The following is a 21,080-nucleotide window of genomic DNA, read 5'->3' as shown; positions in this document are numbered from 1 at the left end:
CCTCGGACGGCCCCGTGCCTGCTGCGGCGACCCCACGCCCGACGGCCGGGCCCCACCCGCCGGGACGACCCGGTGCGTGCTTTGCCCGTACGGAGGTCGCGGGCCGGGCCGGAGCCGTGGTGCCCGTGCGCCGGAACCGTGGTGCCATGGGAGGAGCCCCGGCGAAGAGACCCCCGGAAGGACCGGCGAAAGGACCCCGAAGGAACCGGTGAAGGCACCCCGGAAGGACCGGCGAGGGGACCGAAGAAGGGGGGCCGGCGCAAGGGCTGACCGAGGGACCGAGGGAGTGACGAAGGGAGCGTCCGCTCATGGCAGCCGCCCTGTCCCTGATGCCGCCCATGCGCTTTGCACGGGCCGTCGTCCTCGACACCGACGGAGTGATCGCCGACTTCGCCCGTAGCCACGCCGCAGCCTGGAAGAAGGCGTTCGACGCCGTCCTCTCCGGCATCGAGGGACAGCGGCCCTTCGACGCTGTGGATGACGCGCCGGCCGGTGTCGAGGCCGGGCGGCGCGGCGGTTTCGGAACTGTGATCGGCGTGGACCGTACCGGCGGGCCCGACAGCGCCGCCGCGCTGCGTCGTCACGGCGCCGACCCCGTGGTGTCCGATCCCGGTGATCTGCTGACCACGGGAGCGGCCGCAGGGAAGGCCACTGCCGGGGAAAGGGACATGGCCGTCGGGGAAGCGGGTGCTGCGGCACCGGGCGCCGGGGAAGACCGATGAGCGATGCCTGGACCTGGTCGTACGAGGGATACGACCCGAGGGAGGAACGGCTCCGCGAGGCGCTGTGCACCCTCGGCAACGGCTACTTCGCCACCCGGGGCGCCGCGCCCGAGACGTCCGAGGGCCCCTCGCACTACCCCGGCACCTACGCGGCGGGCTGCTACAACCGGCTGACCTCCTCGGTGCGGGGCCGCAGAGTGGAGAACGAGGACCTGGTCAACCTGCCGAACTGGCTGCCGCTGCGCTACCGCATCCGCCCCGAGGACGCCGCGCCGGGGCCGTGGCTCACCCCGGACCACGAGCAGCTCGTGGAGCACGGCCAGTGGCTCGACCTGAGCGGGGGCACGCTGACGCGTCGGTCCGTGTACGAGGACGGGGCAGGACGACGCCTGTGCGTCGAACAGTGCCGACTGGTGCACATGGGGGACCCGCACCTCGCCGCGCTGCGCATGGTGTTCCGGGCCGAGGGGTGGGCGGGCGAGATCGAGGTGGAGTCGGGGATCGACGGCGACGTCCGCAACGCCGGGGTGGAGAGATACCGGGACCTGTCGAACCGGCACCTCACCGGCTGGGTGACCGGCACGCACGACGACGGCGTGGTCTCGCTGCGGTGCCGCACGGTGGAGTCGGACATCGGGATCGCGCTGGCGGCCCGCACCTGGGCCGGGCACGGGGCGGCCCGCACCCCTGGTCCCGGCCCCGCGACCGCAGCCGCCCCCGATGCCGGATCCGACGCCAGGTCCGGCCCCGCGACCGCATCCGATCCCGGCCCCGACGCCAGGTCCGGCCCCGGCCCCGCGACCACACCCGTCCCCGGTCCCGACGCCACAAACGCCTCCGGCCCGGTAACCGCTTCCGGCCCGGTAGCGACCCCCGGCCCGGTAGCCGTCCTCGCCCCCGTAACCGCCTTCGACATCGCGACCACCCCCGTCCCGCAGTTCCGGCAGACGCCTACGTCGGTCTTCCGGCGGTTGGTGCTGCCGCTCGACCCGGGGGCCGACACCGTCGTCGACAAGACGGTCGCCCTGCACACCACGCGCGACCCCGCGATCGGCGGCCCGTCGAGGGCGGCGTCGGCCGCCGTCCGTGCGGCTCCCGGCTTCCCGCGCCTGCTGGCGTCGCACCGACGGGCCTGGGCCGATCTGTGGCGGCAGGTCCGGCTGGAGGTTCCCGGCGAGTCGGGACGCATTCTGCGGCTGCACCTCTTCCACGTACTGCAGACGCTCTCGCCGCACACCGCCGACCTCGACGTGGGGGTTCCGGCGCGAGGGCTGCACGGTGAGGCGTACCGGGGTCATGTCTTCTGGGACGAGCTGTTCGTCCTTCCGTTCCTGAACCTGCACCTTCCGGAGGTCTCCCGAGGTCTCCTCGACTACCGCCATCGGCGGTTGCCCGCAGCGTGCCGGGCGGCACGCGAGGCCGGCAGGGCCGGGGCGATGTACCCCTGGCAGAGCGCCGACACGGGACGCGAGGAGACACAGGAACTCCACCTCAACCCGCATTCGGGGCGCTGGCTGCCCGACCGCTCCCGGCTCCAGCACCACGTCGGCTCGGCCGTCGCGTACAACGTGTGGCAGTACTGCCAGGCGACCGGGGACGTGGACTATCTGCACTCCAAGGGCGCGGAGATGCTGCTGCAGATCGCCAGGTTCTGGGCGGCGAGCGCCGCGTGGGACGGCTCCCTGGGCCGGTACCGCATCCTCGGTGTCGTCGGCCCGGACGAGTACCACGACGCCTATCCGGGGTCCGGGACGGCCGGGCTCGACGACAACGCGTACACCAACGTGACGGCGGCCTGGGTCCTGTCGCGTGCGACTGAGCTGTACCGCGACCTCCCCGCGGGCATGCGGGGGCGGTTGCACGACCGGTTCCGGCTCGAACCCGACGAACCGGAATGCTGGGAGGACATCTCCCATCGTCTGCACGTGCCGTACCACGGGGGCGTCATCAGCCAGTTCGTCGGTTACGGGGAGCTGGCCGAGCTCGACTGGGAGCGGTACCGGAAGCGGTACGGAGACATCCGGCGGCTGGACCGGATCCTGGAGGCGGAGGGCGACACCGTCAACCGGTACCAGGCGTCCAAGCAGGCCGACGTGCTGATGCTCGGCTACCTCTTCTCGCCGCAGGAGCTCGCCGGCCTCTTCCGGCGGCTCGGGCACCCGCTGGACGACGACGTCTGGCGGGCCACCGTCGACTACTACCTCGCGCGCACCAGCCACGGATCCACGCTCAGCTCGCTGGTCCACGCCTGGGTGCTGGCCCGGGTGTGCCGCGACGAGGCATGGGCGTACTGCCAGGAGGCGTTGGTCGGGGACGTGGCCGACGTCCAGGGCGGCACCACCGAGGAGGGGATCCACCTGGGCGCGATGGCGGGCACCCTCGACTTCGTGCAGCGCGGAATGACCGGGCTGGAGACCCGTGACGACGCGTTATGGCTCGACCCGGCCGCGCTGCCCGAGCTCTCGGAGTTCGCGATGCGCATCCGCTTCCGCCGGCACTGGGACGTGGACCTGCGGTTCAGGGACGGACACGTACGGATCGCCGTACCGGGCTCGCAGCATCCGGCGGTCCGGGTCGTTCTCGGCGGCCATACCCATGTGATCGCACCCGGCACGTCCCGAAGGCTGGACCTGCCCCGGGATTCCCCGGAACCCCTGGAGCCTCCGGTCTCCTCGGACCTCCCGGACGCCTCGCCGCCCGGCCCCGCATGAGCGAGAAACCTCGGGTCCGAGAAACTACAGGTCCGAGAAGCCTCGAATCCGTGAAACCTCGGGTCAGGGCCACACCAGGCAGTACGCCTGATGCCCGGCGTCGTGCAGGCGGTGGCTGAAGTCCTGCCACTCGTGCAGCAGTCGGTAGACGTTGAACGCGTCGCGCGGGCCGCCGCGGTCGGGGACCGTGGACCAGATGAAGGCCGCGGCGCCGACCGACTCCTCGCCGACGCCGCGCAGCGGGTCGACGACCGTCATCGGGAGCTTGACCACCGCGTAGTCGGGGTGGAGGACGACCAGTTCCAGCGGGGGGACCCGGTGCAGGGGTATGCCCTGGATGCCGGTGAGGACCATCGCCGCCACCGTCTCCGGCTTGATCTTGGTGAACATGCCGCCCATGCCCAGCTCGTCGCCGCCGAGTTCCTCGGGGCGCATCGAAATGGGCACGCGTGCCGCGGTCGCCCCGTCCGGGGCGCCGAAGTACTTGTACGTCACCCCCACCCGGCCACCACTCCTGCTCCCGGCCCCGCCGCCCTGTGCACCACCGGGCCGCGCGCTCCGGCGGCGCTCCCCATCACGCCGGTGCCGACCCCGTCGGGCAGGCTCGGGCCCCAGGCCGTCGGTCCCTTCGCCCACTCCGCCACCGCGATGCATATCTCATCCACCCGACTACTACTGAGGAGACACGGCCCCCGCCGTGCAACCCGATCATCGTGTCAGTGACCTCCCCCGCGGGCGTGCGGTGAAACACCTGTCCCGCAAGACCGTGTGCGCCTCTGACACCATGGCTTGTGTGAGCTTCCCCCATCACGCCCCAGTCTCGCAGACGCGAGGGGGCTGAGCCCTTCCCTCACAAGAGGAGAACACGTTCACACGAGGAGAACACGTTCCCCGCTCGCCGCGGTCAGGATTTCCGGCCCGGCCCACCGACCCTCGAATCGCAGATCAGGACCAAAGTGGCGTATTCATATCAAGCCCCCGTTTCCCAGACGCTCTTCGACCGCGCGTCCCTCGTGACGCCCGGTGGCGTGAACTCTCCCGTGCGGGCCTTCCGGGCCGTGGGCGGTACGCCCCGCTTCATGGTGTCCGGTACCGGTCCGTACCTCACCGATGCCGATGGTCGTGAGTACGTCGACCTCGTGTGCTCGTGGGGGCCGATGATTCTCGGCCATTCCCACCCCGAGGTGATCGCCGCGGTGCAGGAGGCCGTCGCACGCGGCACCTCGTTCGGGACGCCCGGTGAGGGCGAGGTCGCGCTCGCCGAGGAGATCGTGGCCCGGGTCGAGCCCGTGGAGCAGGTGCGGCTGGTGTCCTCCGGCACCGAGGCGACCATGTCCGCGATCCGTCTCGCCCGCGGCTTCACCGGCCGCGCCAAGGTGGTGAAGTTCGCGGGCTGCTACCACGGCCACGTCGACGCGCTGCTCGCCGCCGCCGGTTCCGGGGTCGCGACCTTCGGGCTCCCGGACACCCCGGGGGTGACCGGCGCGCAGGCGGGCGACACGATCGTGCTGCCGTACAACGACCTGGACGCCGTGCGGGCCGCGTTCGCCGCGCACCCCGGCGAGATCGCCTGTGTGATCACCGAGGCGTCGCCGGGCAACATGGGCGTCGTGCCGCCGGTGGACGGCTTCAACGCCGGGCTCAAGGAGATCTGCGCCGCCGACGGCGCCCTCTACATCTCCGACGAGGTCATGACCGGGTTCCGTACTTCGAAGGCGGGCTGGTTCGGGGTCGACGGGGTGCGCCCCGACCTGATGACCTTCGGCAAGGTGATGGGCGGCGGCTTCCCGGCCGCGGCCTTCGGCGGCCGGGCGGACGTGATGGCGTACCTCGCCCCCGCCGGCCCCGTCTACCAGGCGGGCACCCTCTCCGGGAACCCGATCGCCACCGCCGCCGGGCTCGCCCAGCTGCGGCTGCTCGACGACGCGGCGTACGCGAAGGTGGACGCGGTCTCCGCGGAGATCCGCGGCCTGGTCGGCGACGCGCTGACCAAGGAGGGCGTGGCGCACACCGTGCAGTCCGCGAGCAACATGTTCTCCGTCTTCTTCACCGACCAGCCGGTGCGGAACTACGAGGACGCGAAGCGGCAGGAAGCTTTCCGCTTCACCGCCTTCTTCCACTCGCTGCTGTCGCAGGGCGTCTACCTGCCGCCGTCCGCCTTCGAGTCCTGGTTCGTCTCGACCGCCCACGACACGCGGGCCGTCGAGCGCATCGCCGCCGCCCTGCCCGCCGCCGCCCGCGCGGCATCGGAGGCCACGGCATGAGCGAGAACACGAGCCGCGAGGGCGGCAAGGACATCACCGTCGTCCACCTGATGCGGCACGGCGAGGTGCACAACCCGGAGGGCGTGCTCTACGGGCGCCGCCCCGGCTACCACCTCTCCGAGCTGGGCCGGGAGATGGCCGACCGGGTCGCCGGGCACCTGAAGGGCCGCGACATCACCCACGTCGTCGCCTCCCCGCTGGAGCGCGCCCAGGAGACGGCCGCGCCGATCGCCGCGTCGCACGGTCTGGAGATCGCCACCGACGAGCGGCTCATCGAGGCCGCCAACGTCTTCGAGGGCAAGACCTTTGGCGTCGGCGACGGGGCACTGCGCAAGCCGGACAACTGGAAGCACCTGACGAACCCGTTCCGGCCGTCCTGGGGCGAGCCGTATATCGAGCAGGTCGTACGGATGATGCGCGCCCTGGACGCCGCCCGGGACGCGGCGCGTGGCCACGAGGCGGTGTGCGTCAGCCACCAGCTGCCGATCTGGATCGTGCGGAGCTTCGTGGAGCGGCGGCGGCTGTGGCACGACCCGCGCAAGCGTCAGTGCACGCTCGCGTCGCTGACCAGCTTCACCTACCAGGGCGACAAGATCGTGTCGGTCGGGTACAGCGAGCCGGCCCGGGACCTGGTGCCGCCGCATCTGCGGGCCGGGGCGAAGCCGGTGAAGGGGAGGTCGAAGGCGTTCGGTGCCTGAGCCGGCGTCCGGGCGCGGGCTCGGGACGGCGTGGACGGGGCGGGTTCTGGACCGGTGGGTCCGGTACCCGCCCCGTCCCGTTCGACGATGCCCGCGCTCCCGTGGTGCTCCGCCCCGTCCCGTACGCGCTGCGTCCCGTCCCGTTCGACGATGCCCGCGCCGCGCCCGCGGTGGTGCCCTGCCGCCTCCCGTACGCGCTGCGCCCCGTTTCGTACGCGGGCGCTCGTGCGTCCTGCGACGCACCACGTCCGACGCCACGCCGCGCGCTGATCCGCCACGGATGACGGGACAGTTCTTGGACTGTGTGTTCGATCACCTTCGGGCTCTGGTGCCGCAATGAACTTTGTGCTAAATCGCGGAACCCCCGTGCTGTTTCCGCCATCTAAGCCTTCGCCAGTTTGTATGGACTTCAGGCAAAACGACCGCAGATGGGGAACGCATGCGCGAGATCAGCCGAAGGGGTTTGCTCGGAGCCGGACTTGGGGCCGCCGCCGCCATCGGTCTGGCGGGATGCAGCTCCTCCGGGACGGAGCAGGCCGGGGCCACGGAGGGGAAGGGCACCGACGGGCGCGGCCGGGGGACCGGTCCCGCGAAGAAGGACGTCCGGCTGATCGGGGATGGTTCCACCGCGGACACCGGCAAGCAGCCGCACCAGCCCCCGGCGCCGGTCCCGCTCGAACCCGGACAGACGCCGCCGCAGTTCGTGATCTTTTCCTGGGACGGGGCGGGCGAGGTCGGCAACGGGCTCTTCCCGCGTTTTCTGGAACTCGCCAAGAACCATGACGCGGCGATGACCTTCTTCCTCTCCGGTCTCTATCTGCTGCCCGAGTCGAAGAAGTCCAAGTACCGGCCGCCCAACAACGCGGTCGGCGCCTCCGACATCGGTTACCTCACCGATGACCACATCAAGGAGACGATGAAGTACGTCCGTCAGGCGTGGTTCGACGGACACGAGATCGGCACTCACTTCAACGGGCATTTCTGTGCCGGTTCCGGATCGGTCGCGAACTGGACACCCGCCCAGTGGCAGAGCGAAATCGACCAGGCGATCTCCTTCGTCACCCAATGGCGCACCAATACCGGCTGGACCGATCTCGATCCGCTGCCCTTCGACTACCGCAAGGAACTGGTCGGCGCCCGTACCCCCTGTCTGCTCGGTCAGGACAACCTGCTGCCCACGGCCAAGAAGATGGGCTGGCGCTACGACGCCAGTTCCCCCGGCGGGACGCAGGTGTGGCCGCAGAAGCGGCAGGGCATCTGGGACCTGCCGCTGCAGGCCATGCCCTTCCCCGGGCACAGCTTCGAGGTCCTCTCGATGGACTACAACATCCTCGCCAACCAGTCGCAGAATTCGACCAAGGGGATGCCGTCCCGTTATCCGGGATGGCGCAAACAGGCCACCGGGTCCTATCTCGCGGGATTCGACCGCGCGTACACGACGAATCGCGCTCCGTTCTACATCGGAAACCACTTCGAGGAGTGGAACGGCGGCATCTACATGGACGCGGTCGAGGAAACGATCAAGAAGATCGCCGACAAGCCGGATGTACGGCTGGTCTCCTTCAAGCAGTTCGTCGACTGGCTCGACGTACAGACCCCGGCCGTGCTCGACAAGCTCCGCACGCTGGGTGTCGGACAGGCGCCCGAAGGCGGCTGGAACGCCTTCTTTAAAAAAGCCTGACAAGGGGCGTTACGGGCACTGAGGGGGGTGCCCGAGATCGCCGGAACCGCCATGCGAAACTTTTCACATGAGCTATGGCCGGGCATCTCGACGCCGCTTCATCCTGCTCGCCGCCCCCGCGGCGACCGTCGCACTCGCCCTCACGCTGACCGCGTGCGGCGGGAACGACGAAAAGGTCGGCGGTGGGGGCAGCACGAACTTCGTCACGGGCAGCGGCGGGATCTCCACCGTCGACAAGGGGGACCGCAAGCCCGCCCCGAAGCTCGACGGGGAGACCCTCGACGGCAAGCAGCTCGACGTCGCCGATTTCAAGGGCAAGGTCGTCGTGCTGAACGTATGGGGCTCCTGGTGCGGTCCCTGCCGGCTGGAGGCCCAGTACTTCTCCCGGGTGGCGAAGGAGACGAAGGACAAGGGCGTCGAGTTCGTCGGGATCAACACGCGGGACGCGCAGAAGGGTCCCGCGGTGAGCTTTGAGAAGGACTACGGCGTCCCGTACCCGAGCTTCTTCGACCCGACCGGTAAGCTGATGCTCCGCTTCCCCAAGGGCACGCTGAACCCGCAGGCCATCCCCTCGACCGTGGTCCTGGACCGGGACGGGAGGATCGCCGCCCGTTCCCTGGTCGCGCTCGACGCCGAGAAGCTGCACGAGATGATCGACCCGCTGATCGCGGAGAAGTGACTCCGTGCTCACCCTCGCCGCGCTTCCGGCACAGAACGAGACCGTGATGAGCGGGGCGCTGATCGTCGCCCTGCCCCTCGCGGTGCTCGGCGGGCTCGTCTCGTTCTTCTCGCCGTGCGTCCTGCCCCTGGTCCCCGGCTACCTCTCGTACGTCACCGGCGTCAGCGGCACCGACCTGGCTCAGGCCAGGCGGGGCCGCATGGTCGCGGGCGCCTCGCTGTTCGTGCTCGGCTTCACCGCCGTGTTCGTCTCCGGCGGCGCACTCTTCGGCTTCTTCGGCCAGACCCTCCAGGAGCACAGCGAGGTCCTCTCCAAGATCCTCGGCGTGCTGATGATCCTGATGGGGATCTTCTTCATGGGGCTGATGCCCTGGATGACCCAGCGCGAGTTCCGTATCCACAAACGGCCGGTGAGCGGACTGGCCGGGGCGCCCTTGCTGGGCGCCCTCTTCGGGATCGGCTGGACGCCCTGTCTCGGGCCCACGCTCAGCTCGGTGAGCATCCTCGCGATGGAGCAGGGCACCGCCGGACGCGGGGCGCTCCTGACCGTCGCGTACTGCCTGGGGCTGGGCGTGCCCTTCGTGCTCGCCGCGGTCGCCTTCCGCAAGGCGCTCGGTGCGTTCGGCTGGGTCAAGCGCCACTACGCATGGGTCATGCGGATCGGCGGCGCGATGATGATCGTGACCGGTCTGCTCCTGCTGACCGGTCTGTGGGCCGACCTGATGCAGATGATGCAGGGCTGGTCCGACGGCTTCACGGTGGGGATCTGAGGTTCCATGGGCAAGACCAAGACCAACGCGAGCGGCGAGCACGAGGAGAAGGGGCGCGACGAGAGCGCCCCCGAACTCGGCGCGGCCGGCTCCCAGCTCTCCACCGCGCCCCGGGAGGAGAGCGCGGCAGCTCTGCCGGCCATGGGGGTCATCGGCTGGGCCCGCTGGTTCTGGCGCCAGCTCACCTCCATGCGGGTCGCGCTGATCCTGCTCTTCCTGCTGTCGCTCGGTGCCGTCCCCGGCTCGCTGATCCCGCAGAACAGCGTTGACGAGCTGAAGGTGCAGGCCTTCAAGGAGGCCCACACCACCCTCACGCCGATCTACGAGAAGCTCCAGTTCTTCGACGTCTACAGCTCGGTGTGGTTCTCCGCGATCTACATCCTGCTGTTCATCTCGCTCATCGGCTGCATCGTGCCGCGCACCGGCCAGTTCATCGGCCAGCTGCGCAGCCGTCCGCCGGGCGCCCCCAAGCGCCTGACCCGGCTGCCCGCGTACACCACCTGGCGCACCGAGGCCGAGCCCGAGCAGGTCCGCGAGGCCGCGCTCGCCACGCTGCGCGGGCGCCGCTTCCGGGCCCACGTGGTGGGGGACGCGGTCGCCGCGGAGAAGGGGTACCTGCGCGAGGCCGGGAACCTGCTCTTCCACGTCTCCCTGATCGTGATGCTGGTGGCGTTCGGCTACGGCCAGCTCTTCAAGTCCGAGGGCGCCAAGCTGATCGTCGAGGGCGACGGCTTCTCCAACACGCTGACCCAGTACGACGACTTCAAGTCCGGGTCGCTGTTCGACTACGACGGGCTCGCCCCGTTCAGCTTCAAGCTCGACGACTTCGTCGGCACGTACGAGCGCAGCGGCCCGCAGAAGGGTACGGCGCGGACCTTCGAGGCCCGTGTGACGTACGAGAAGGGCGCGTACGGCAAGCCGCGGAAGACCGTCATCAGGGTCAACGAGCCGCTCGTCGTCGACGGCACCAAGGTCTATCTGAACGCGCACGGCTACGCGCCGGTCGTCTCCGTCAAGGACGCCTCCGGCAAGGAGGTCTACCGGAACGCCGTGCCGCTGCTGCCGATCGACAACAACATCACCTCGACCGGCGCGATCAAGGTGCTGGACGGCTACCGGGACAAGAGCGGCAAGAAGACCCAGCTGGGCTTCCAGGCGTTCTTCGTGCCGACCTTCGCGGGTGACGGCAAGGGCACGATGTTCTCCCAGTTCCCGGCCGCGGACATGCCCGTGCTCGCGCTCAACGCCTACCACGGCTACCTCGGACCCGACTCCGGACTGGCGCAGAACGTGTACCAGCTGGACAAGACGAAGATGAAGCCGTTCAAGGACGGCGAGAACGGCGACCTCAAGCAGCGCCTCGCGGTCGGCGACACGATGAAGCTGCCCGACGGCGCGGCCTCGATCACCTTCGTGGGCGTCGAGGAGTGGGCCAGCTTCCAGATCTCCGAGCAGCCCGCCAGCGGCTGGGCCCTCGGCGGTTCGGCCGCCGCGATCGCCGGGCTCGCCGCCTCGCTGTTCATCCAGCGGCGACGGGTCTGGGTGCGGGCCGTGCGCGGCGCCGACGGCGTCACCGTCGTCGAGATGGGCGGCCTCGGCCGCAGCGAGTCCGCCAGGCTCTCCGAGGAACTGGCCGATCTCGCCCTCACGCTCCACGACCGGGCGCCCACCGCGCCCGACCCGGCGCCCACCGGTTCCGACGGCGACGCGCCCGACCCGGACACGGACGAGGGGCGGCCCGGCGGGCCGGGCCCCGACTCCGTCGAAGAATCCTCCGAAGAACCTGCCGAAGGGGCTGGGAAGTGAATCTCGCCGCCGCAACCAACGAGAGCCTGGCGAACACCAGCAATGTGCTGATCTATTCGTCGATGGCCGTCTACACCCTGGCCTTCTTCGCGCACATCGCGGAATGGGTGTTCGGCAGCCGCAGCAAGGTCGGCCGCACCGCCGCCGCCCTGACCGGGGCACAGGCAGGGGCCGAGGGCGCCGGTGCGGGTGCGGGTGCCGCAGTGCAGGTGCGGGTCGCCCAGCAGGGCGGCGGCACCGCCGTGCTCGACCGCCCGAAGATCGTCACGCGCGCCGCCGCGGGCTCCCGGGACGTCCCGGACGGGCCCGGCGCGGCCGGCGGCACGTTCAAGGGCGACCTGTACGGGCGCATCGCGATCTCCCTGACCATCGTCGCCTTCCTCGTCCAGGCGGGCGGCGTCGTCGCCCGCGCGATGTCCGTGCAGCGCGCCCCCTGGGGCAACATGTACGAGTTCTCCATCACCTTCTCCACGGTGGCGGTCGGCACGTACCTGGTCCTCCTCGCGCTGGGGAAGAACGTCCGCTGGATGGGGCTGCTCCTGGTCACCACCGTCCTGCTGGACCTCGGCGTCGCGACCACGCTGCTCTACACGGCCAGCGACCAGCTGGTGCCCGCGCTGCACTCGTACTGGCTGTGGATCCACGTCTCCACCGCCATCCTCTGCGGTGCCGTCTTCTACATCGGCGCGGTCGCCACCCTGCTCTACCTCTTCCGCGACAGCTACGAGGCCAAGCTGGCGGCCGGCGGGAAGCCGGGGGCGTTCGCCCGGTCCGTGCTCTCCCGGCTGCCGGCCGCCGGTTCGCTCGACAAGTTCTCGTACCGCATCAACGCCGCGGTGTTCCCGCTGTGGACGTTCACGATCATCGCGGGCGCCATCTGGGCCGGTGACGCGTGGGGCCGCTACTGGGGCTGGGACCCCAAGGAGGTCTGGTCCTTCATCACCTGGGTCGCGTACGCCAGCTACCTGCACGCCCGCGCCACGGCCGGGTGGAAGGGCCGCAAGGCCGCCTACCTGGCACTCCTCGCCTTCGGCTGCTGGCTGTTCAACTACTACGGCGTGAACATCTTCGTCAACGGCAAGCACTCCTACGCGGGCGTCTGACGACGCACCCGCGCGGCCGTCAGAGGACCGGCCCCGTCGTCCCCGCACGGGGACGGCGGGGCCGGTCCTCGTTCGTGCACGGGTGCGGATCGCGCACCTGCGGGCCACGCTGGAACCATGACCGATGCGACCCCCGTCATCGAGCACGGCACCAGCGAGACCCACGGCGACCTGCACGTCCTGCATTTCCTGCTCCGGCTGCCCCACCCCGTCCCCAAGGTGTGGACGGCCGTCGCCAGCGCCGAGGGGCTGCCCGGCTGGCTGGCCGCCGCCGACACGTTCGAACCACGCGTCGGCGGGGCGATCACGCTGCGCTGGCTGAACACCGGCCCCGACGGGAGCGCCACCGTCGCCTCGGGCACCGTCACCGCCTGGGACGTCGAGCGGGTCGCCGAATACACCCTCGAAGGACCGCACGGCCGCGTCCGCTTCCATCTGGAACCGCCGCGCGGCGACCATGTGCTGCTGCGCTTCACCAACGAGATCCGGGGCGACGACGCGCTGCGCCTGGACTGCCTCGCCGGCTGGCACGACCACTTCCGCTATCTCACGGACGCGCTGGACGGCTGCCCCGCCGACTGGTCGAGATGGACGCCGGTGCGCTGGGCGGGACTGCGCGAGGAGTACGCGGCCGGGGCGTGAGGCGGGCGTGGGCGGCGGGTCCGCGTCGTGCGGGGCCCGACGCGGCGCACGGCCGTACGCGGCTCACGGCCCCGAGGACGGCGGCAGGCAGCTCGGGCCCGGAGGCGTCCCCTCCGGCCAGGCGATCGCCACGAACCGCTGACGGGCGTCCTCCGGCGCCAGCTCCACCACCGGCACCGCCTTGTTGTACGGGTTCCCGTGGTTGTCCAGGCAGATCCAGCCGCCGGCCCCCGGCACTCGCAACGATCCCTTCACCCGCGGCCACTGCTCGCCCACGTCCGCGGGCCGGGGCAGCAGCTTGCCCTCCGGGGTCGCCTGCCGGATGCCGCGCACCGCCAGCGACAGCGCGTCGTACGCGATGATGACCTGCCCGTCCGTCAGGTCCTGGTGCCCGGTCGGCCCGATCGGGCCCACGGGCCTGCGCGCCACCGCGGCCAGCAGGTCCAGGAAGTTCCGGTAGTCCGCCGGGGAGCCGCCAGTGAGCGACTTCCCTTTTCCCTTCTGTTCCGTGGTCGTCCAGGTGTCCGGATGCGCCAGGGACGCGTAGCGCACCGTCACCCCGCGGCGCAGCGCGCCCCGGTCGAGCTTCTCGTCGCTGCCGAGGTACGAGCCCTCGTCGCCGGTCAGGATCGTGAACGGGCGCCTCTGGCAGCCCCGGGACCCGAGCGCGTTGATGAACTGCCGCAGCTGGGTGTGGCGTCCGGCGAAGAACACCGTGTCCGCGTCCGTGTCGCAGATCAGGTGCGTGATCTGCTGGAACGTGTTGGCCGTGGTGCCCTCGTCGTTCGGGTCGCTGCGCGAGGTGAACAGCTGAGGCTCGTAACGGGTGCCCTTCACCAGCGAGGTGAACGCCGCCCGCAGCGTGTCCGTGTAGTGGTCCCCGGTCCGGGTGTCCTGCACCAGCAGCGCCTTGTCGGCCTTCACCTGCCCGAAGTGCGCCAGCGCCCGCGCCTCGTCGCGGTTGGTCGGCGAGACCCGCGCCAGGCCCGGGAACGGGTCGCCGTCCGGACCGTTGGCGATGTCGTCCGCGGTGATCGTGGTGCCGACGACCGCGATGTGCGCGGTGGTCAGCTCCTTGACCGCGTTCCTGACCTGGGTACTACTGGTCGCCACCCCCGACACCGCGCGCAGGTGGTCGGGCGCCCCGGTCATCGCCTTCAGCCGTTCCACCGTCGGCCGCCACAGCAGGTTGTTGTTCCCGGTGTTGGCGAGCACCAGCCGGATCCCGGGCACCTGGCCGTTCGACAGGTGGTTGGCCCGGTACTGCGCGGCGAACGCGCCCTGCAGTTCGCGCTGCATCTTCGTCTGCATCGCCTCGTCCTTCGACGTGAGCGGCAGCAGCAGGGCGACCGTCGCGTACCGGCCGGGCTTCAGCGTGGCGTTCTCCCGGGCGATGGCCCCGGCGATCTCGGTGAGCTTCGGCCGCCCGAAGTCGTAGCCGTCACCGGAGACCCCCACGCACTCGTCGCTGCCCGGCGGACGCTCGACGCCCGGCACGCAGGCGCGGTTCTCGGGGGCGGTGAGCCGGCCGATGCCGTACCAGCCGGACGTGACGACCAGGGCGCCCGCCACCACCGAGGTGACGACCTTCTGCCGCGCCGTGTACCAGAGGCGGTACCGCAGTGGATTACGCATCCGAGCCACCCTCCCCGCGTCGCGTGCCGTTCGTGCCCGTCGTGCCGCCCGCTCCGCCCGAAGACCCGGCGGGCGCCCCCGGCGGCATGGACAACGGCCGCCAGGCCCTGATGTCCCGGGGCCAGTGCGTCGCCGCGTCCCACAGCACGCTGTTGCCCGACGGATGGACGCCGGACAGCTGCCGCAGTTCGTGCGCCATCTTCTCGACCACCTCCTCGTCCGGCAGGACCAGCGGATCGGACAGCAGCCACACCGCGTGCAGCAGCCTGCGCAGCCGCAACTGGAGCTCCACGGCCCGCTCGCCCAGCTCCCCGAGCCCCGTCTCGTCGTCCGGCAGCGCGTCGGTCGCCTCCCGGCCGAGAGCCACCGCCCGCCGCGGGTCGGGCCCCGGACGGCCGGGTGCCCGCGGGTACGGCGCCGAGGCGATGAACCGCAGCGAGTCGAGCCAGTCCGTCACCTCCGCGTCGGCGAACCGCTCCCGAAGATGCGTCACGCAGTCCCTGGTCCTGCCCAGCACCAGCTCCTGGTGCAGCCGGTGCCGGACGCTCGGCAGCCGGCCCCCGGGCGCGTAGGCCGTACGCAGCGTCTCGTGCACCGCGCGCCACACCGCGTAGTACGGATGGTCGTCGTCCTGGAAGCGCAGCCGGTGCAGCAGCAGCGCCCGCAGCAGCGGATCGGCGACGAAGAACTCGGGACCGACCGGCCAGCCCTGCGCCCGCAGCGCGTCGCGCACCCGCAACGCCACGTCGCCCTCCAGCGACCGGTCGCGCAGCCGGGCCGTGGCCAGCAGCCGCGCCGACTCCTCGCCGTGCGCGGCGGCCAGCACGCACAGCATGTCGAGCTGCTGTCCGGGCACCAGCCGCGCCAGCAGTTCGTCCGCCACCCGCACCGGGGGCCGGTCCTCGCGCAGTTCCACGGTGTGGTCCAGCAGCGCCCCCGGCACCAGGTCCGCCCCCGCGGCCCGGTCCGGCCGCCCCGGGCCGGTCCCCGCCGCCCGCGCCAGCGCCTCGCCCGTCGCCTGCGCCAGCAGCGCCACGCCCAGCGGGAGCCCGCCCGTCAGCCGGTGCACCCCGCGCGCCAGCCCGGCCGGGGCGCGGCCCGCCGGATCCTGCCGGTCGAACGCCGTCTGCACGTCCGCCGGGGCCAGCGCCGTCAGCTCCACGGCCAGGATCCCCGAGGTCACCTCCGAACCTCGCGCCCAGTGCGAACCGTGCGCCACCTCGGGCAGCCGCCTGCGCGTCGCATGGCTCAGCCCCTCGTGGTCATGGGTCCGGGAGGTGGCGAACACGGCGATCCGGTCCCGCACCCCGGCGGCCCGCCGCCGCAGCAGCGGTTCAACCAGCCTGCGGCCCAGCTCCGTGTGCGCGTTGTCCAGCAGCAGCACCGGACGCCCCCGCCTGGCCCCGCGTGCCAGGCCCTCGTACGCCCGGACCAGATCCGTGACCAGCGCCAGCACCAGATGGTCCTCGGCCCGGCGGCGCAGATCACCGCCGCGTTCGAAGTCGACCGCCAGCTGCCGCAGTCCGATCCGGCCGTTGCCGCCCGCGTGCGGATAGCTCCCGTACCAGTCCGCGGTGCGCCGCTGGAACCGGCCGAACGACTCCTCCAGCACCGTCTCGACCGTGGCCTCCGCGACCAGCCCGGCCAGCGGGGCCATCGCGTCGAAGGCGCCGGCGGCCAGCTTCGTCAGCACCTTGGTCACCCAGCCCGTCGCCGCGTCGCCCCGGGTGTCGACGGTCGCCAGCACCGGGCCCAGCGCCTGGAGGTCCCGCTGCGCCCGCGTCTCGTCCTCCCGCGTCCAGGAGATCGAGGCGACCGCCACCAGCCCCAGGCTCAGCCGGGGGAAGGGCACCGGTCGCGCGGCCCGCACCCGCGCCGTCAACTGGGCGGCGAGCTCCGGCAGCGCACCGGTGACCGGGGTCCAGCCCGGCCCCGGGTCCGCGGGCGGCACGACCGCCTCGCAGTCGACCAGGGCGACCGGGGTGACCTCCCGGTACAGCCTGCGCAACTGCTTCAGCACGGCCGTCTTGCCCATGCCGCGCCCGCCGGTGAGCACGGCGACCGGCGGATCGTCGCGGTGCTCGTAGGCGACCCGGGCGGAGCCGATCGGGGCGAGACCGGTCAGGCGCGCGGCGAGTCCGTCGGCGCCGAGGATCGCCTCACGTCCGTACAGCTCTCTGTCCACAGCACCCCCAGCGCCGTCGCCCACTCCGATCTGTCACGTCGTCAACAACAGGGTATCGGGAGGGTGTTGGGGTGAGGAGAGGATTTTCGAAGGATCGGCGAGTCCGGTGTACGAAGTGACCGGCACGTGAAGGAGCCCGGCGCGCGAAGCAGCCGGGCATGGGCCCTGGGACCCTGGCAGGCGGAACGGCGACGGCCACCGCGTGCCGGGTGGCACACGGTGGCCGTCATGGTCGGTCGGGCCGCGGGCGGCGGTCCCTGCGCGGTCAGGACGCGGGCGGCGTCGAACCCTCGGGCCCGGTCTCGTTCTCGCGGCGCTTCAGCTCCTCCTCGCGGCGGCGCAGATCCGCCTCCCAGTCCTTGAGGAGCGACTCGTCCTTCTTGTTCTCCTCGCGCAGCGTCTTCAGGAACTCCGGATTGTCGTCCGGGGCCACCCACTGCGTGCGGTGGGTGCGGTGCCATTCGGACGGCGTGCGGCCCCCGGCGGGCGCGTGACGCATCTTGCCCGCCGCCAGCCACACGATCGGGCCGACGATCCAGAACAGCAGGATGATGAAGATCCAGGCGATCTTCGGCAGATGCTTGGCCTCGTCCTCGGGGGTGTTCAGGCAGTCGATGAACGCGTAGATCGTCAGAGCCAGAGGCAGGAGATACATCAAGGCCCGGAACATGATGGAAGGTCCCCCTGAGGAGAGTTGGCGGGGGCTTGTCCGCCCCGGTGTGGGCCCAGGGTAACCGGTGCCGCCGACGGCCCGGCGTGGAGCCGAGCACCCGCACCGGGCGCCGTGCGCCCGCCGGGACCGGGCCACCCCCGGCGGGCGGCGGCGGTGATGACAAACTGGACGGCATGGCTTATGACGATCTTCGTTCCCTGCTCCGGGCGCTGGAGCGCGAGGGCGACCTCAAGCGCATCAAGGCCGAGGTCGACCCCTACCTGGAGGTCGGCGAGATCGTCGACCGGGTGAACAAGGCGGGCGGTCCGGCCCTGCTCTTCGAGAACGTCAAGGGGTCCTCGATGCCCCTGGCCATGAACGTCTTCGGGACCGACCGGCGGCTGCTCAAGGCGCTCGGGCTGAAGTCGTACGCGGACATCGGCGACAAGATCGGCGGGCTGCTCAAGCCGGAGCTGCCGCACGGCTTCGTCGGGGTGCGCGAGGCGTTCGGGAAGCTCGGCTCGATGGTGCACGTGCCGCCGAAGAAGGTGAAGGCGGAGAGCGCCCCCGTCCAGGAAGTGGTGCTGACCGGCGACGACGTGGACCTGGACCGGTTGCCCGCGCTCTTCACCTGGCCCGGGGACGGCGGCTCGTTCTTCAACCTGGGGCTCACCCACACCAAGGACCCGGAGAGCGGCGTCCGGAACCTGGGCCTCTACCGGCTCCAGCGGCACGACCGGCGCACCATCGGCATGCACTGGCAGATCCACAAGGACAGCCGCAACCACTACCAGGTCGCCGCCCGGCGCGGGGAGCGGCTGCCGGTCGCGATCGCGTTCGGGGCGCCGCCCGCGGTGACGTACGCCTCCACCGCCCCGCTGCCGGGGGACATCGACGAGTACCTGTTCGCCGGGTTCCTCCAGGGCAAGCGGATCGAGATGGTCGACTGCAAGACCGTGCCGCTCCAGGTCCCGGCACAGGCGGAGGTCGTCCTGGAGGGCTGGCTGGAGCCCGGGGAGATGCTGCCCGAGGGGCCGTTCGGGGACCACACCGGCTTCTACACCCCGCAGGAGCCGTTCCCCGCGCTGACCATCGACTGCGTGACCATGCGGCGGCGTCCGCTGCTCCAGTCGATCGTGGTGGGCCGGCCGCCGACCGAGGACGGGCCGCTGGGACGGGCCACCGAGCGGTTCTTCCTGCCGCTCCTCAAGATCATCGTGCCGGACATCGTGGACTACCACCTGCCGGAGGCGGGCGGGTTCCACAACTGCGCGATCGTATCGATCGACAAGAAGTACCCGAAGCACGCCCAGAAGGTGATGAGCGCCATCTGGGGGGCGCACATGATGTCGCTGACCAAGCTGATCGTGGTCGTGGACTCCGACTGCGACGTCCACGATCTGCACGAGGTGGCGTGGCGGGCGCTGGGCAACACGGACTACGCGCGCGACCTGACCGTCACCGAGGGGCCGGTCGACCACCTGGACCATGCCTCCTACCAGCAGTTCTGGGGTGGCAAGGCGGGCATCGACGCGACCCGGAAGTGGCCCGAGGAGGGATACACCCGGGACGGGGGCTGGCCGGAGATGGTCGAGTCGGACCCCGGGACGGCGGCGAAGGTCGACCGCCGGTGGAAGGAATACGGACTGTGAGCGCCGCCGACGCAGCACTGGGCTCGGAGCCCGTACGGCCGAACAACAGCAGGGTCAAGGCGTTCCTGCGGCTCGTGATGATCGAGCACTCGGTCTTCGCGCTGCCCTTCGCGTACATCGCCGCGCTGACCGCGATGTTCCGGGCCGACAAGACGGTCCACTGGGTCGAGCTGCTGCTCGTCACCGTCGCGATGGTGGGGCTGCGGACGTTCGCCATGGCCTGCAACCGGATCATCGACCGGGAGATCGACGCCCGCAATCCGCGCACCGCGAATCGGGAACTGGTCACCGGCGCGGTGTCCGTGCGCTCGGCGTGGACGGGGGCGCTCGTCGCCCTCGTGGTCTTCCTGGGCGCCGCCGCCCTGCTGAACCCGCTCTGCCTGGCGTTGGCGCCGGTCGCCGTCGTGCCGATGGTGGTGTACCCGTACGGCAAGCGGTTCACCACCTACCCGCACGCCATCCTCGGCATCGCGCAGGCCATGGGCCCGGTCGGCGCCTGGCTGGCGGTGACCGGAAGCTGGTCGTGGGAGGCGCTGATCCTCGGTCTCGCGGTCGGGATCTGGATCGGCGGTTTCGACCTGATCTTCGCCTGCCAGGACGTGCAGGCGGACCGGGCGCACGGGGTGCGGTCGGTGCCGGCCCGGTTCGGGATCCCGGCGGCGCTGTGGGGCGCGCGGGTCTCCCACGTGATGACGACGGTGCTGCTGGTCTGGTTCGGCCTGGCCACCGAGGCGGGGGTGCTGTACTGGATCGGCATGGCGGTCGTCGCCGTCGCCTTCGTGTACGAGCACCGGGTGGTGCGTCCGCACGACCTGTCCCGGCTGAACCGGGCGTTCTTCTCCGTCAACGGCTTCATCGGGATAGCGCTGTTCGTGTGTGCCCTGCTGGACCTGGTGGTGCGCGGCCTGACGGTGTAGGCGGGGCGCCGAGCGGGTCGGGACACGGTCGGGTACGGAGCGCCGGGCCGTCCCCCCGGTCGGTGTGCCGAGGACCGGCACGTCCGTGCTTCCCGTCGCCGCGGCCCGATCGGGCCGCGGCACGCGTCACAGCCTCCTCGCGCCACTGGCCGGGCGCGCGGGCACGCGCCGGTCAGGGCCTCGGTCAGGGCAGGAACGGGGTGGCCGTCGGGTCGCCCCCGCGGCCGGTACCGGCGGTGCGGCCGGCGCGGCGGCGGAAGACGAACGCCGCCACGACGCCCGCCGCCAGCCCGAACAGGTGGCCCTGCCAGCTGACCGAGGTGTTGGTGGGGGATATCCCCAGCAGGATCGACGAGCCCCATATCGCGCCGATCAACAGGCCGATCCCGATGTCGAGCGGTCTGCGGTCGACGAAGCCGCGGACCAGCAGATAGCCGAAGAGGCCGAAGACGAGCCCGGAGGCGCCCGCCGTGTTGGAGTGGGCGGGGGAGACCAGCCAGACGCCGAGGCCGTCCACCACGATGATCAGCGCGGCGACGGCCGCGAAACGGCGGATGCCGCCCAGTGCGGCCAGGAAGCCGAAGACAAGCAGCGGCACGCTGTTGGACGCGACGTGGCCGAAGCCGAAGTGGATGAAGGCCGCGGGCACGATGTCCAGCAGTTCGGCGGGGTGGCGTGGCTCGATCCCGTACGTGTCCAGCGCGTGGCCCGTCGACACGTCGACGGCTTCGAGCACCCAGAGGAACGCCACCCACCCCAGCATCAGCTTGGCCGCGGCCTTCGCCCGGTCGGCCCGGCCCCACGTCGGCGCCCGGCCCGGGCCGGCACTGCGATTCGGCCATGCGGTCATCGTGGTCCCCTGCGTCCGGTGTCGTCGCCGATTCGGTCCGTCCTTCAACCGTCTTCCGTCAGTCAGAACGCCCGACGCCCCTTGCTCGGTTCCGGTGCCGTGGGGCCGGATAGG

General features: G+C 71.3%; 17 protein-coding genes. 12 read left to right on the top strand and 5 right to left on the bottom strand.

Translation table 11 applies throughout. The features are described 5' to 3' along the window. Positions 1-308 precede the first annotated feature (308 nt). Together AMK22_RS42090 and AMK22_RS37645 are read left to right on the top strand one after the other, a co-directional pair. Positions 309-722, top strand: a complete 414-nt coding sequence (locus tag AMK22_RS42090; RefSeq protein WP_073787170.1) for a hypothetical protein — start codon at positions 309-311, stop codon at positions 720-722. Next, positions 719-3,433 (top strand): glycoside hydrolase family 65 protein, encoded by a 2,715-nt coding sequence (locus AMK22_RS37645; RefSeq protein WP_079186307.1) that lies wholly within the window; start codon positions 719-721, stop codon positions 3,431-3,433. Before AMK22_RS42090 ends, AMK22_RS37645 begins: the two co-directional genes overlap by 4 nt. 63 nt (positions 3,434-3,496) lie before the next feature. Here the strand turns inward: AMK22_RS37645 and AMK22_RS21005 are convergent, their stop codons facing one another. Beyond that, positions 3,497-4,087 carry a hypothetical protein gene (locus tag AMK22_RS21005; RefSeq protein WP_073787168.1) on the bottom strand — a complete coding sequence of 197 codons (591 nt, stop codon included), beginning with the start codon at positions 4,085-4,087 and terminating at the stop codon, positions 3,497-3,499. Positions 4,088-4,389: 302 nt separating this feature from the next. Between AMK22_RS21005 and hemL the strand changes: the two genes are divergently transcribed. The 8 genes from hemL (at position 4,390) to AMK22_RS20965 (ending at position 13,075) form a co-directional block, all read left to right on the top strand. Then, positions 4,390-5,697 carry a glutamate-1-semialdehyde 2,1-aminomutase gene (hemL, locus tag AMK22_RS21000; RefSeq protein ID WP_073787166.1) on the top strand — a complete coding sequence of 436 codons (1,308 nt, stop codon included), beginning with the start codon at positions 4,390-4,392 and terminating at the stop codon, positions 5,695-5,697. Further along, positions 5,694-6,395, top strand: a complete 702-nt coding sequence (locus AMK22_RS20995; RefSeq protein ID WP_073787164.1) for a histidine phosphatase family protein — start codon at positions 5,694-5,696, stop codon at positions 6,393-6,395. The genes hemL and AMK22_RS20995 overlap by 4 nt, the downstream gene beginning before the upstream one ends. Before the next feature lie 439 nt (positions 6,396-6,834). Next, positions 6,835-8,076 carry a hypothetical protein gene (locus tag AMK22_RS20990; protein WP_073787162.1) on the top strand — a complete coding sequence of 414 codons (1,242 nt, stop codon included), beginning with the start codon at positions 6,835-6,837 and terminating at the stop codon, positions 8,074-8,076. Positions 8,077-8,143: 67 nt separating this feature from the next. Next, entirely contained in the window at positions 8,144-8,755 is a 612-nt protein-coding gene (locus AMK22_RS20985; RefSeq protein WP_073787160.1) for a TlpA family protein disulfide reductase, read from the top strand. Positions 8,756-8,801: 46 nt separating this feature from the next. Further along, entirely contained in the window at positions 8,802-9,524 is a 723-nt protein-coding gene (locus AMK22_RS20980) for a cytochrome c biogenesis CcdA family protein (protein WP_199883282.1), read from the top strand. Between the two features lie 6 nt (positions 9,525-9,530). Next, complete coding sequence (gene resB / locus AMK22_RS20975; protein WP_073787156.1) at positions 9,531-11,330, top strand: cytochrome c biogenesis protein ResB; 1,800 nt, start codon at positions 9,531-9,533, stop codon at positions 11,328-11,330. Beyond that, positions 11,327-12,433 carry a c-type cytochrome biogenesis protein CcsB gene (gene ccsB, locus AMK22_RS20970; RefSeq protein WP_073787154.1) on the top strand — a complete coding sequence of 369 codons (1,107 nt, stop codon included), beginning with the start codon at positions 11,327-11,329 and terminating at the stop codon, positions 12,431-12,433. Before resB ends, ccsB begins: the two co-directional genes overlap by 4 nt. Before the next feature lie 117 nt (positions 12,434-12,550). Continuing rightward, positions 12,551-13,075: an SRPBCC domain-containing protein gene (locus AMK22_RS20965; RefSeq protein ID WP_073787152.1), complete on the top strand. Its 525-nt coding sequence runs from the start codon at positions 12,551-12,553 to the stop codon at positions 13,073-13,075. A 63-nt stretch (positions 13,076-13,138) separates the two neighbouring features. On the opposite strand, the gene AMK22_RS20960 is transcribed toward AMK22_RS20965, so the two are convergent. The 3 genes from AMK22_RS20960 to AMK22_RS20950 all read right to left on the bottom strand — a co-directional run bounded on the left by AMK22_RS20960 (position 13,139) and on the right by AMK22_RS20950 (position 17,565). Next, the gene (locus AMK22_RS20960) at positions 13,139-14,710 is read right to left on the bottom strand and encodes an ABC transporter substrate-binding protein (protein WP_073787150.1); all 1,572 of its coding nucleotides are present in this window, start codon (positions 14,708-14,710) and stop codon (positions 13,139-13,141) included. Next, positions 14,703-16,895: a hypothetical protein gene (locus AMK22_RS20955; RefSeq protein ID WP_073787148.1), complete on the bottom strand. Its 2,193-nt coding sequence runs from the start codon at positions 16,893-16,895 to the stop codon at positions 14,703-14,705. The genes AMK22_RS20960 and AMK22_RS20955 overlap by 8 nt, the downstream gene beginning before the upstream one ends. 265 nt (positions 16,896-17,160) lie before the next feature. Next, positions 17,161-17,565, bottom strand: a complete 405-nt coding sequence (locus AMK22_RS20950; RefSeq protein WP_073787146.1) for a PLD nuclease N-terminal domain-containing protein — start codon at positions 17,563-17,565, stop codon at positions 17,161-17,163. 176 nt (positions 17,566-17,741) lie between these two features. On the opposite strand from AMK22_RS20950, the gene AMK22_RS20945 reads away from it, so the two are divergent. Beyond that, on the top strand, positions 17,742-19,199 hold the full coding sequence (locus AMK22_RS20945) for a menaquinone biosynthesis decarboxylase (RefSeq protein ID WP_073787144.1): 1,458 nt from the start codon (positions 17,742-17,744) through the stop codon (positions 19,197-19,199). Further along, positions 19,196-20,116 carry a menaquinone biosynthesis prenyltransferase MqnP gene (gene mqnP / locus AMK22_RS20940; protein WP_073787142.1) on the top strand — a complete coding sequence of 307 codons (921 nt, stop codon included), beginning with the start codon at positions 19,196-19,198 and terminating at the stop codon, positions 20,114-20,116. Before AMK22_RS20945 ends, mqnP begins: the two co-directional genes overlap by 4 nt. Positions 20,117-20,300: 184 nt before the next feature. Here the strand turns inward: mqnP and AMK22_RS20935 are convergent, their stop codons facing one another. Continuing rightward, complete coding sequence (locus tag AMK22_RS20935) at positions 20,301-20,966, bottom strand: rhomboid family intramembrane serine protease (RefSeq protein ID WP_073787141.1); 666 nt, start codon at positions 20,964-20,966, stop codon at positions 20,301-20,303. Positions 20,967-21,080: the final 114 nt, after the last annotated feature.

This window comes from Streptomyces sp. CB01580, assembly GCF_001905795.1.
Taxonomy (GTDB): domain Bacteria; phylum Actinomycetota; class Actinomycetes; order Streptomycetales; family Streptomycetaceae; genus Streptomyces.
This window is presented reverse-complemented; position numbering and strand designations above follow the sequence as displayed.